9 protein-coding genes are annotated in these 12,602 nt (G+C 58.9%); 2 read left to right on the top strand and 7 right to left on the bottom strand.

Annotation, left to right across the window (positions count from 1 at the left end; translation table 11 throughout):
- Nucleotides 1–17: 17 nt before the first annotated feature.
- The 5 genes from VOI23_RS02270 to VOI23_RS02250 form a co-directional block, all read right to left on the bottom strand.
- The gene (locus VOI23_RS02270) at nucleotides 18–722 is read right to left on the bottom strand and encodes a helix-turn-helix domain-containing protein (RefSeq protein ID WP_323780914.1); all 705 of its coding nucleotides are present in this window, start codon (nucleotides 720–722) and stop codon (nucleotides 18–20) included.
- The gene (locus VOI23_RS02265; RefSeq protein ID WP_323780911.1) at nucleotides 719–3,766 is read right to left on the bottom strand and encodes an efflux RND transporter permease subunit; all 3,048 of its coding nucleotides are present in this window, start codon (nucleotides 3,764–3,766) and stop codon (nucleotides 719–721) included. The genes VOI23_RS02270 and VOI23_RS02265 overlap by 4 nt, the downstream gene beginning before the upstream one ends.
- Nucleotides 3,763–4,830, bottom strand: a complete 1,068-nt coding sequence (locus tag VOI23_RS02260) for an efflux RND transporter periplasmic adaptor subunit (RefSeq protein ID WP_323780908.1) — start codon at nucleotides 4,828–4,830, stop codon at nucleotides 3,763–3,765. Before VOI23_RS02260 ends, VOI23_RS02265 begins: the two co-directional genes overlap by 4 nt.
- Nucleotides 4,827–5,879 (bottom strand): efflux RND transporter periplasmic adaptor subunit, encoded by a 1,053-nt coding sequence (locus VOI23_RS02255; RefSeq protein ID WP_323780905.1) that lies wholly within the window; start codon nucleotides 5,877–5,879, stop codon nucleotides 4,827–4,829. Before VOI23_RS02255 ends, VOI23_RS02260 begins: the two co-directional genes overlap by 4 nt.
- Before the next feature lie 335 nt (nucleotides 5,880–6,214).
- On the bottom strand, nucleotides 6,215–6,799 hold the full coding sequence (locus VOI23_RS02250; RefSeq protein WP_323780903.1) for a TetR/AcrR family transcriptional regulator: 585 nt from the start codon (nucleotides 6,797–6,799) through the stop codon (nucleotides 6,215–6,217).
- 131 nt (nucleotides 6,800–6,930) lie between these two features.
- Between VOI23_RS02250 and VOI23_RS02245 the strand changes: the two genes are divergently transcribed.
- Entirely contained in the window at nucleotides 6,931–8,097 is a 1,167-nt protein-coding gene (locus tag VOI23_RS02245; RefSeq protein ID WP_323780899.1) for a calcium-binding protein, read from the top strand.
- Nucleotides 8,098–8,179: 82 nt separating this feature from the next.
- On the opposite strand, the gene VOI23_RS02240 is transcribed toward VOI23_RS02245, so the two are convergent.
- Complete coding sequence (locus VOI23_RS02240; RefSeq protein ID WP_323780896.1) at nucleotides 8,180–10,639, bottom strand: FAD-dependent oxidoreductase; 2,460 nt, start codon at nucleotides 10,637–10,639, stop codon at nucleotides 8,180–8,182.
- Between the two features lie 101 nt (nucleotides 10,640–10,740).
- Here VOI23_RS02240 and VOI23_RS02235 point away from each other — a divergent pair, with 101 nt between their 5' ends.
- On the top strand, nucleotides 10,741–11,370 hold the full coding sequence (locus VOI23_RS02235) for a TetR/AcrR family transcriptional regulator (RefSeq protein WP_323780893.1): 630 nt from the start codon (nucleotides 10,741–10,743) through the stop codon (nucleotides 11,368–11,370).
- 4 nt (nucleotides 11,371–11,374) lie between these two features.
- On the opposite strand, the gene VOI23_RS02230 is transcribed toward VOI23_RS02235, so the two are convergent.
- Complete coding sequence (locus VOI23_RS02230) at nucleotides 11,375–12,595, bottom strand: Tm-1-like ATP-binding domain-containing protein (protein ID WP_323780891.1); 1,221 nt, start codon at nucleotides 12,593–12,595, stop codon at nucleotides 11,375–11,377.
- Nucleotides 12,596–12,602: the final 7 nt, after the last annotated feature.

The following is a 12,602-nucleotide window of genomic DNA, read 5'->3' as shown; positions in this document are numbered from 1 at the left end:
GCGCATTGGCAGGGCGGTTAGGTGGGGCGCGAAGATACTCCGGTTTGGCGTGCCGTCTCGCTTCGGCTGATCAGGCTGTCGGCGGGCACCTTAACCGGCGTGTAGGGGCGATTGGCGATGCGCATGGCTTCGGTCGTCGGATGTCCGAGCATTCGCAGCATCGCAGAAACGAAGGCTGTAATGTCGACCTTCTTACCCGCCATCAACCGCAGCAGAATCATGAGCGTGGACGCCTGAAGAATATCATTTGCCATACCCGGAGACAGCGTTTCCGCCACGTTTTCGTTGAGCGCGTTCGACAATTCCCCTTCGGGCGACACTGGGACAATGATCCCCCAAGCATCGAAGTAGCGCACCCCGAGGCGTGTGATGAATTCCAGCAGCAGCGGATGGCGCTGAACCAGATCGATAAACGCCTTGAGGCCTGCGGCCAGGCGCTGGGCAGGCGGTGCCGACGGATCGGTCGCTTCGCTGACCATGATAACCATTTCGGCAGCCAGCGCGTTTTTTGCTTCAATCAACAATTCGTCGGTCGATTGGAAGTAGTTGTAGAACGTGCCTCGCGAAACACCAGCCTGCTGGATCACGTGGTCGATCTGTGCCGCATCGGGGCCGTGTTCAGCAAAAACCAGCGTGGCGGCTTCGATCAGACGGGCGCGCATTCGTTCGCGGCGCTGCCGCCCAACTCGGGTGCGATGGTTGCTGGGCTCGGCGTCAGTCATGAAGCCTCCTTATCGGTTGGCCGGACTCTGTAGACCGCCACATAGAGCGCCGGGGCGAAGATCAGGGTGATCAGCGTGCCGGCGATGATCCCGCCCATCATCGCATAGGCCATCGGTCCCCAGAATACCTGGCGCGAAATTGGGATCAGCGCGAGAGAGGCGGCGGCGGCTGTCAACAGGATCGGGCGCGCCCGCTGATCCGAGGCAAGGAACACGGCGTCCCAGCGGCTTTTACCTTCGGCGATCAGATCGTTGATAGCTTGCGCAAGGATGATCGAGTTGCGGATCAGGATACCTATCAGCGCGAGAACCCCGAGGAAAGCGACAAAGCCCAACGGCGCCCCTGAGATCAACAACGACGCGACCACGCCGATCAGCCCCAGCGGCGCCACCGCCATCACCACGAACATGGTGCGGAAGCTTTGCACCTGCATCATGGTCAGCAGCAGAATGATGAACACCATGATCGGCACGGCGGCCATTATCGGGGCCTGGCTGTCAGCGCTTTCCGCCACGGTGCCACCGACAGCCACGTTATAGCCGCGGGGCAGGCTGGCCTGGAATGCAGCAATGTCGTTTTCCAGCGCCGACACGATAGTGGCTGGCTGATCCTTGGTCAGGATCGCGGCGCTGACTGTAATCACAGGTTTGCGGTTGCGTTGATAGAGGATAGGCTGTTCGGTCACCCATTCCAGCGTTGCAATCGACGATAGCGGGATCGGCACGCCTTGGGCGCTGGCGAATTGAAGGTTCTGAAGTGCCTTCAGAGACGTCCTGTCCTTAGCTTCGCCGCGCATCAGCACGTCGATCAAATCGCGGTTCTGACGTAGCTGGGTGACCTGACTGCCCTCGAATAGGCTGGCGAGCACTCCCGACACGTCCGATTGGGTCAGCCCAAGCTGGCGCAGTCGGGCTTGATCGAGATTGACCCGCACGACGCGCACCGGTTCGTTCCAGTCGAGACCGACAGCGTGCAGTCGCGAGTCCCGGGCCAGCACCGCAGCCAATTCCCGCCCACTGTCGCGCAGGATGTCTGCATTGGGTCCGGTGATACGATATTGCACCGGTTTGCCAACAGGCGGGCCGAGTTCGACATATTTTGCGAAGAATTCGACACCGACCCGCTGTTCAGAATAGTCGGCAATCGCCTTTGCCAGCCGGTCGCGCGCTTGCGATCCGGTGGTCATGATCACCACCTGACCGACATGCGGTCCGGCGGTCGGACCTTGCAGAGTCAGTACAAAGCGCGGGGCACCGTCGCCGACATAAGTCGTCCAGAATTCCACGCCCTCCTGCTGGCTGAGCCAGTCTTCGAACGTCGCTATTTCGGTATCGGTGGCAAAGAAGCTGACATTCTGGCGCAGCGAAACGTCGACCACGATTTCGGGGCGGTCCGAGGTCGGGAAGAACTGTTGCTCGACCTTGCCAAGACCGACCACGGAGACCGCGAAAATACCCATCGTCAACAGGATCGTGAGATAGCGGAACCGCATCGAAAAGCGCAGCATTACGTGGAACAGACGTCGCAGCGGTCCGGGGGCTGGATCATGATGTTTCCATTTCTTCGGCAGGAACGTAGCGCCAAGCACCGGCGCGAACATCACTGCGACGAACCAGCTGATCAGTAGCGAAATTCCGATGACATAGAACAGCGAAATCGTGTATTCGCCTGCCGACGATCCGTTCAACCCGATCGGAATAAAGCCCGCCGCGGTGATCAGCGTCCCGCTGAGCATCGGCCAGGCGATTGAGGTCCACGCGTGTGACGCGGCCCTGGCGCGGCTTTCGCCCTTTTCAAGACGCGATATCATCGTTTCAATGGTGATCATCGCGTCATCGACAAGCAGGCCGAGCGCGATGATCAAAGCCCCAAGAGATATCCGTTGGAGCGTGACTCCCATGGCATCGAGAACCACGAAGGTCAGTGCCAAAACCAGCGGGATAGTCAGCGACACGATAAAGCCAGCGCGTGCACCGAGGGATACGAAGCTGACCGCGAGCACGATCACCACGGCCTCGGCCAATGCCCTGAGGAAATGGCCGACGCTTTCTTCCACGACGCGTGGCTGATCGGCGACTTTGTGTATCTCTATGCCGATCGGCAAATCTGCTTCGAGCTGATCCATCAGAGTGTCCAGCTCTGTCCCAAAAGCTAAGATGTTTTCACCTTCGCGCATACCTACGATCAATCCGATGGCTTCTTGGCCATTATACCGCACCAAAGATTTCGGCGGATCGGCATAACCCTCGGTTACTTTGGCAACATCGGCCAGCGTGAAGAAAACACCGCCAATTCTGAGCGGGGCATCAGCGAGCGCTTCGACGTCGTCGAACTGGCCGCTGACACGGATCAGGATACGTTCATCTGCGGTCTGGATTGATCCGGACGGCACGATCTGGTTCTGCGCGGCGATCGCGTGCAACACGCTTTGACCATCAAGGCCGAGCGCGGCAAGCCGGGTGGTGGAAAACTCGATATGGGCGACCCGTTCACGGGTGCCGATCAGGTCGACTTTGCCAGCCGCGTCGAGGGTCTGAACCTGATCGCGGATGTGTTCGGCATAGGTTTTGACCTCATCGGGCGAATACCCGTCGGAGGTGAAGGCATAGACGTTCCCAAACACGTCGCCGAAATCGTCGTTAAAGGAAAACCCCTTGAATTCCTGCGGGAATTCCCCTCGGATATCCGACATCAGATTGCGTACGCGCAGCCAGCGGGCGTCAATTTCATCCCCTGACACGCCATCGCCGAGATCGACATAAACGACTGTCTGACCGGGATAGGTGACCGAGCGGGTGATATCGAGCCCGTCGAGTTCCTGTAATTTTTGCTCGATCCGGTCGGTGACCTGACTTAGCATTTCTTCGGCGGTGGCGCCGGGCATGGAGGCCGCCACAACCATGGTCGGAATCGTGAACGAAGGGTCTTCTTCACGCCCCATCGAGGTATAGCTGATCGCGCCTGCGATCATTGAGACGATCATCAGGAACCATGTGAACGAGCGGTGGTTCAGTGCCCAGTCTGATAGATTGAAGCGTGTCATTCCAGACGCCCCCCCACGGTTTGGTTTTCAGTCAGGCTGTGCACCCCACGGGTGACGATTTCGTCCCCCACGGCAATGCCCTCGCGGACGATGACCCTGTCGTTGATGTCTGCGCCAAGAGTGATGTTGGTGAAATGCACACGACGGTCCTGACCTTCGACGCGCCAGACGCCGGGATCACCGTCCGGGCTGTGGGTGATGGCGACGCGGGGCAGGGTCATTAGCGGTGCGCGTGCCTCGGCATAAGTGGCTTCGATCAGGCTACCGATGCGGTAATCCTCGGGCGGTTCGTCGAGGGTAAGGCGCAGGCGTCGAGTGCCGAGGCTGGTATCGGACATTGGTTCGGTGACCGAGAGCCGGGCACTGGTGGTTTCGGTGTCGTTTGAATGGCGGCGCAGACTGAAGGCTGCATCGGGTGGAAGCACCACTGCAAAGGCCTCGGGCACGTCAATGATGGCTTCCCGACCTTTCGGATCGGCGAGTTTGGTGACCGCAGACCCCGCCGACACTGTGGCGCCGGGTTCGACCATCACGGCAAGAACGATTCCGTCGCGCGGTGCAGTCAGAGTGCCGTATTGCGCGGCGTCTTCCGCCCGGGTCAGGCTGGCCCGGGCATTTTCGGTATCAGCAGCCATAGCATCCCGATTGGCGCGCGCACTGTCCAGCATGGCATTACTGGCCACGCCACGTTCGCTCAGCGTTTGGGTGCGCTCGAATTGCTGCTGGGCCAACGTTGCCCTTGCCTGTGCAGAGGCCAACGCGGCGCGCGCTGTTGCCATATCCTGATCCAGTGTGACCTCGTCAAGCGTGGCCAAGGTGGTACCCTTGGTGACCTGATCGCCAGCCGTAACCGAAACAGAAGCGATCCGCCCGCCGGTTAGAAATCCCAACGTCGCTACATCTTCACCAGCGATTACGCCTGGGAAGCTGCGGGCGCGGGCCGGATCGGCTGTGACGATTTCGGATATCACAGGGCGCGGCGAGGCCGCCGCAATCGGAGTGTCTTCTGCAACAGCTACCAAGGGAAGCAACGCAAAGACCATTGTCGCGATGACTGGTTTCATTTGGGTTCTCCTGCCCGGGCTACGATTTTTCCCTCATAGAGCGATTGCGACCCGGCCCCGACCACAAGCATGCCCTCGGCCAGCCCTTCTGAAACGGTGATGCCGAAGTCGCTATAGCTTTCGATTACGATCTGGTTTTGGTGCACCGTCATCGACTTGGGATCGACAATCCAGACCGCTGGGCCATTGCGGGTGACCGATAGCGCTGTCCAGGGGATGGTATGAAACGGCGCTGTTTCCCGGCGAACATGGCCTTCGACCGTATCTCCGATGGTGAAGCCTGTTGCGGCAGCGGATGGAATTTCGGCCCGGACTTCAACTGTACCGCTCGAGGTTAAAACAGGAGAGATTTTCGTGATTTTCGTTTTGATCGACAGACCGGTCCGCCGCTGGAGTTCGACCTCTACGCCCTGCATTTCTTCGAGACCTGCCATATCGGGAGACAGAAACAGGACTTCCAGGTGGCCATCGGTTGCGAGTGTCAGAACTTCCTGTCCGGGCCCGACGATTTCGCCGGCTTGGGCAAGCTTGTCGAGCACGATCAGCGCGTTTTTCGTGCGAATAACTGTATCTTCGACGGCTTGCATCGCCGTTTCAAGTCCGGCCTGCGACTGACTTTCAAAAGCCTGGGCGGTCAAGAACGCTTGTTCGGCGGCATCGAGCTGCGATTGCGTGCCTGCACCCCGATCAAGCAGGTTGCGCGCGCGGTCGCGGGCCTGTTCTGCCTGGCGCATAGACGCCTCTGCAGCCGCGAGCCCCGCTCGAGCACCTGCAACCGCTGCCTGGGCTTGTGTCGCATCAAGACGTGCGATGACCGATCCGGCAGGAACGTGGTCTCCGGTTTCGACGGTGATTTCGGCGATACGTCCGCTGGCGCGGAATGCGCCGGGAAAGGAATCGGCGGCCTCTATCTTACCGACGAGCTGATAGTCGATGAGGCTGGGCGTTGCGTGTACCGCGATGATTTCGACGGGCAGCGCGGTCTCTGCTACCGCCGCGAGAGGCAGGAAAGCGACAGCAATGGCCGTGAGAAATGAAGATCGGTTCATGAATCTCTCTTTGGCTTATTCGAAGTGGCAAATATGTCAAAATGACAGATGTGTCAATATAGGTTGAGCACAAGTCAGCAGACTGTTGAGGCGCTCTTTTTCTCGCCGCTGTCTGTTCTGGGGGTGCCTGATCGTGGTTCAGGATTGTCCACATCCCCCGTCTAAACGCCGGGCATCTCGGCCCGCACCTCGTCGAAATGAGGCAGCAGCGGGCTGCGCCACAGTCGCGCAGGTAAGGCAGCGGTAAGGCAGTTCGCTTGCTCTTTGCCGTGACGACGTCGCGCCAGTGCTGTTGGTTGGGTGCCGATCACTCAGCAGGTTTTTTTGGTTATTTGTTATGTTGCGGTCAGGCTGTTGACCAATGCATCGACGAGCTGTGTTTCTGACTGCTTCAGCGGATCGTTCAAGGACTCACCAAGCGCGACCATAAGGATCAGGCCAAGAACAGCAGCATGGATAGCCACCGCTTGTGCGCGCGCGGCGACGGGATCTGTACCAAGATGATCTGCCAGCGCAGCATAGAGGCGGGTCGTAACCGGATGGACCTGATTGACTACAGCCGCGTTGCCCGGCTCTTGCGGGCGGGTGCTGGTTGTCTGCGGTACCAGATACATCATGCGAAAGCGGTCGAGGTCTTCAAGGTGGAACTGCGCTACTGCGCGTATGAACAGACCGATTGCTTCGGTCCTGTTGGTGGCGCCTGACAATGCGGAGATAGCAGATTCGGTTTCGGCTTCCAGCCATGGCAGAAACATCGCTGCCAGCAGGTCGTGCTTGGTTGGAAACCAGTAGAGAACCGCTTGCTTTGACTTCCCCAAGCGACGGGCGATGGCATCAAACGAAACCGCAGAAAAACCTTCCTTAGCAAGGATTTCGCGGGCGATCGCAAGGATCTGTACGCTGGTTTTTGTTTTCGACATCGATCTGGCCCGTTGACTTCTTACCGTTGGTAAAATATCTAACTTACCAATGGTAAGTAAAGGGGCAATCCAGCGGGCTGGCAATTTAGGCCGGTTGTAAGGGGCCCTGGGTTTCAAAGGAACACACAATTATGACCGCGACATTGACTTTCAGCACTGCCACCAAAGTCGGCATCGACCTGGATTTCCTGATGGCAGCCATGGCGGACGGGATGTTCTTGCTGGATGCGTCCAGCCCCAAATCTGCGCTGTTCACAATGGACGCGTCCGGCACCGAGATACTGCCTGGAGCCCCGCAGGTGACGGCGATCATGCAGTTTACACAGACCAATCACGGTCTCAGTTTTTCTTTCTATGACGATGGTGATCTGCTGGGCACCGGCACGTTCAAAGGCATCGACATCGGCTTCACCGAAAATCAGATCGCCGATTTGCCAAAGATTCTGGCGAACCTGACCGAAACGCAGGTTGCGCTGAATTTCAAAGGGCATCGCGGCGATGACCTGGCGCATGGTTCGGTGTTGAATGACCGGCTTGCCGGTCGCCACGGCGACGACGTGCTGTTCGGCGACGATGGCGATGACCGGGTCTTTGGCGGTTCGGGAAACGATTACTTGTCGGGCGATGACGGGCGCGACATACTGAACGGCGGCCGCGGCCACGACATGCTGCGCGGCGGAACTGGTAACGACCGGCTGAGCGGCGGCCGGGGCAACGATGTGATCGACGCCGGCAGCGGTGAAAACAGGTCCACCGGCGGGACGGGGGCCGACGTGTTCGTATTCGATACCGGATCGGCGCAAAGGACCGTCGTGCAGGATTTTTCGGCTGACGATCTGCTTTTGTTCACGGGTGTTGCGTCAACGGCAGGCGGCACCCCGGACGGGTATACTACCGGTGACACCCTGGCCGACGTGTCAGCAGCGGACCTGCCGCTGTTTTCCGGCGTGTCGACCACGGCAAGTGGCACCCCGGACGGGTTCACCTTCCGCGAGACTGGCAATGGGTATCTCATCATTACAATGGAAAACCTGACCGTGGCTCTGCGCGATACCACTCGAGAAGACGTTGATCTGGAACAGCTTTATTTCAGTTCGCAAACGACGGATGATGCATTGACCGCGTATGGTACGCCTGGGTCCAGCGTGATCGGGACCGCGCTTACTGGCAGTGAAATGGTGGTTAGCCACAGCGGGACCACCACGCAGCTCGGCTATGGCAGCTCCGGCATCATGTTCGAGACCTATATGGGCGATGTAGCAAGCTATATCGAATCCGGTGCGGACCTGTTGGTCTGACACATGGCGCAATCGGCGGAGAAGCGCGGAGCCTGACATCCCAATGCCATACCCTCAGGCGTCACCGGCAGGTCCGCTTTGTTCAGCTTCGGACGCGTTCCATTTTGGTATCGAACAGCGGTTTGAGTGACGCTTCAGCCTTGAATTTTTTGCCCGCTATTTCGATTTCCCAACTGCCGGTTTTGATGATGTCGATGGTCAGGGGCGTGTCCAGTTCGGCAAACCCGATACCCACAGCACCGCCAAGCGTGTGCCCGTAGGCGCCGACTTGGATATAGCCGACTGACTGACCGTTCAGGTAAATCATTTCGTTGCCGTGCAGCAATGGCGCGGGATCCTGTAAAAGGAATTGCAGCATCCGCCGCTTCGGCGTGCCCGCGCTTTTAATCGCCGCCAGCGCATCACGACCGATGAAACCGTCCGGTTTGTCCAGTTGCACAGCAAACCCCAGCCCCGCCTCGATCGGGTTGTCGGTGTTGTCCACATCGACCCCGAAATCGCGATAGGCTTTTTCCAGCCGGAGTGATGACAGTGTCTGCATGCCCGCGTTGCGCAGGCCCAGATCGCGACCCGCTTCGATCAGCAGGTCGTAGACCTGAACTGCATGCAGGGTCGGCACGTGTAATTCCCAGCCAAGTTCACCGACATAGGTCACCCGAAGCGCCAGTATGTTAAAGAAACCCACGTCGATATGCCGGGCGGTCATGAAGGGGAAGTTGTCATTGGACAGGTCTGCATCGCTCAGTTTCTGTAACAATGTCCGCGCTTTCGGGCCATGCACGTTGATCTGAGTAATGCCGGGTGTGACGTCGGTGATGGTGACGAATTCGCCCGCCCTGATATGACGGCGCATCCAGGTTTCGGTATGGCCTTGAGAATTTTCGCCCACCACGACGAGGAAGCGGTCATCGGCCAATCGTGTCACCGTCAGGTCGGCTTCAAAGCAGCCCGTTTCATTGGCCCAGGCGGTATAAACGACACGGCCCGGGTCCACGTCCACGTTGTTGCAGCTGATCCGGTTGAGCAGAGCGCAGGCATCGCGTCCCTGCACCATGAACTTGGCCATCGAAGACATGTCCATGACGATCACGTCTTCGCGCGCGGCGCGGTGTTCTTCGGCGTGCCAGTCCCACCAATTCTGACGGCCCCAGCTGTAGGTGTCTATTTTGGCCTGCTCCGGTGTTGGTGCAAACCAGTCGGGCAGTTCCCAGCCGTGACTTTCGCTGTAATAAGCGCCCGCTGCGGCGAGACGATCATGCAGGGCAGATTGTTTGAGGCCGCGCGCGGTCTTGAAGCTTTCATTCGGGAAATGCGCGCCAAAGCTCTTGGCCAGCAATTCCGGCGTTCGGGCGCGGCGGAACGCGGGTGTGTTGTGGCTGCCATCGGCAAAACGGTCAGCGTTAAAGGCGGTGTGATCGACCGGGCAGTGTCCGTCTATGATCCAATGCGCCAGAGCCATACCGATACCGGGCCCGTTCAGGATGCCCAGCGAATTGAGGCCTGCCGCCACCCAGCAATTGCGCAACTCCGGCGTTTCACCCACCAGTGGGGAAAGGTCGGGGGTGAAGCTTTCTGGGCCGCAGAACAATTTGCGCAGACCCGCATTGGCTGCAGAAGGTACCCGTTGGAACGCTCTTTCCAAATGCGGCGTCAACCGGTCCCAATCGGGTTCGATTTCTCCGAATGTGAAATTTTCGGGGATCGCGTCGATATGCCAGGGTGCGGCATCCGGTTCAAACAGACCGATCAGTAATCCGCCGGTCTCTTCGCGGAAATAGGCCCAGCTGTGGGGGTCTTCGACCAGCGGCAGATCGCGGGTTATCCCCTGCATCGGTTCGGTGATCAGGTAATAATGTTCGGCGGCTTGTAGCGGCAGGTTGAGACCGGCGCGGCCGCCGATCTGGCGCGACCACATACCGGCGCAAATCACCACATGTTCGGCGGCGATTTCACCCTTGTCGGTGCGCACCCCGACCGCGCGACCATCGCGGGTCAGGATGTCGTCTACTCTCGTATCTTCGAATATCCGGGCACCACGGTTGCGGGCCCCCCGGGCCAGCGCCATTGTGGTATCGACCGGATTGGTGCGGCCCTCTTGCGGATACCAGAACGCGGCGATGGTTTTTGAAAAATCGCCGATGGGAAAACGTTCGGCAGCTTCTGCCGGAGTGATTTCATGCACTTCGATGCCAAATCGGTTCATGAAGGCCGCGCCGCGCCGCATTTCTTCCAGCCGTTCGACCGTATCCGCCGGTTGGATATAACCCGGTTGACGGAAGCCGGTGGCTTGCCCGGTTTCGGCCTCTAGCCCGGCAATCAGGTTTCGGCCATAGGTGTAGAGTTCGCATTCCCATTCAGTGCTGAGGATGGCAGGCACGATTTCCCCAGCTGCATGCCACGTCGTACCCGACGTCAGCTTGTCACGTTCGATCACCACGACATCGGTCATGCCGAGCTTGGTCAGATGATAGGCCAGGTTACAGCCAATCGAACCGCCCCCGATGATAACAACCTGGGCCTGATTGGGGAAAGTGGTGGTCATGGACGGGCTCCGCATGCTGGATTCTGATTTTGATCAAATTAATGAATTGACGCGGTGGAAAAATCAAGAAATTGATTGAAAGACCATTCAGTGAGTTTGCCATGGCCGACGCAACATCCACCAAATCTGCCCGTACCGCCCCGGCGAAAACCCGGCGACGGCAATTGATAGACGCGACCATGATTTCGATCAGCAGGCACGGGATTTCGGGTGCGACCTTGACTGCGATTACCAAGGAAGCGGGGTTATCGCTGGGCCTGGTCAATTTTCATTTCAAGAGCAAAGACGCGTTGCTTGCCGAGACGCTGAAATTTCTGGCGGAGGAACACCGAGACCTTTGGATGCAGAAACTGGATCGCGCCGATTTCACCCCCGCCGACAAGCTGTGTGCAATTGTCGATGCCCAGTTCCACCCTCGTGTCTGCAACCGTAAAAAATTGTCGGTCTGGTTCGCCTTTTTTGGCGAGGGGGCGTATCGTAAATCCTATCGCTCGACCTCGTCAGAGATCGACTTGGAACGGCAGGAAGTCTGCATAGAGTTGTGCCGCGACATCATCGCTGAGGGTGACTATGCAGGCCCGTCGGCTGAGGATGTGGTGCAAACGCTCGAAGGGCTTTTCGACGGGTTATGGCTGAACATTCTGATGTATCCCGACCTGTTCACGCGCAAAAAAGCACTTGGCCAGGTGATGTCATATCTGTCGTTGGTCTTCCCGAAACATTTTGATTGAAGCGCTAGGCGTCAAGCCCGAGCTTATCGAAGACTTCCAATGCGGTTTCGGCAAAGGCGGGATCGTTGATATGGGCGTCCAGAGAGATGAGTTGCACATTTGCGGGGCAATGCGCCTTGATCTCTTCAACGAAGGCGGCAAGCGCTTCGGGGTCGCTGAGCGGGCCGCCTTCGCGGTCCCATTCGTTGCAGCCCTGTACCGGCAGGATCAAAATGCAAGGCGCGGTGGCAAGCGCCAGCTTTTCGCACATCGTCCGGGCCATTTCGCGGCGCTGCTCGGCGGTCATCACGACGGAAGACAACAGGCGGTTATGGGCATGCACCTCTTGCCCGGCCAGTTTTGAGGGCACGTCTTGCCAGCCGACAAAATCGACAAGGTCATAACAACCGGGGGCTACGATCTGCGGAATGCCAGCGCGCCCCGCATTGGTCATCCGGTCCGCGCCCGCACTGATTGACGACCCCATCAGGTGGTTGCCGACTTCCTGCGGTGCGAAATCCATCACTGCGGCAAAGGCCCCTTCAGCGGCGAGGCTTTCAAACGCCCGCCCGCCCATGCCGGTGGCGTGGAAAACGGCCACTTCATAGCCGCGTTCTTCGAGTGCTGGTTTCAGCGCCACCATGTAGCGTAACACGGTCTTGCCAAAAGAGGTCATGCCGATCAGCGGGCGGTCGCGCCGGGGTTTTTCCACCGCGCGGGCAGCTCCCAACACCGCGCCTGCGGCCTGACTCAGCGACGCCTTGCAGACCGAGTTGAGTCCGAACAGCCCACCGGCCCAGAGGATCATCTGGATGTCGGCAGGCAGGCGTTCGGACGGGATCAGCGGCGAAAAAGACACTGTCGAAACGATATATTTCGGAACTCCGATGGGCAGCGCCGCACAGACATCCAGCGCCAGATCGGTACCCATCGTGCCGCCGAGCACGAGCACCCCGTCAAAACGTCCTTCATGGTAGAGCCGCAGCGCCAGCGCCGCCGCACCCTTGGCCATGATTTGCATGGCAAGGTTTTCGTCACCGCCGTCGATCGCTTCTTGAATCGTATGCCCGCCCTCGGCGGCCACGTCGTGCTTGGACAGATCGGTGGGCGCGCTCGGGTCACCCAAAACGCTGACATCCATGGTCAGGACATTGCCGCCCTGACCCCGGATCACATTGGCGATATAGATCAGTTCGTCGTCCTTGGTGTCATAGGTGCCGACAACCAGAATGGTACGGTCGCTCATGGGCTCT

The sequence above is a fragment of the Thalassovita sp. genome, assembly GCF_034670005.1.
Classification (GTDB): domain Bacteria; phylum Pseudomonadota; class Alphaproteobacteria; order Rhodobacterales; family Rhodobacteraceae; genus Thalassobius.
This window is presented reverse-complemented; position numbering and strand designations above follow the sequence as displayed.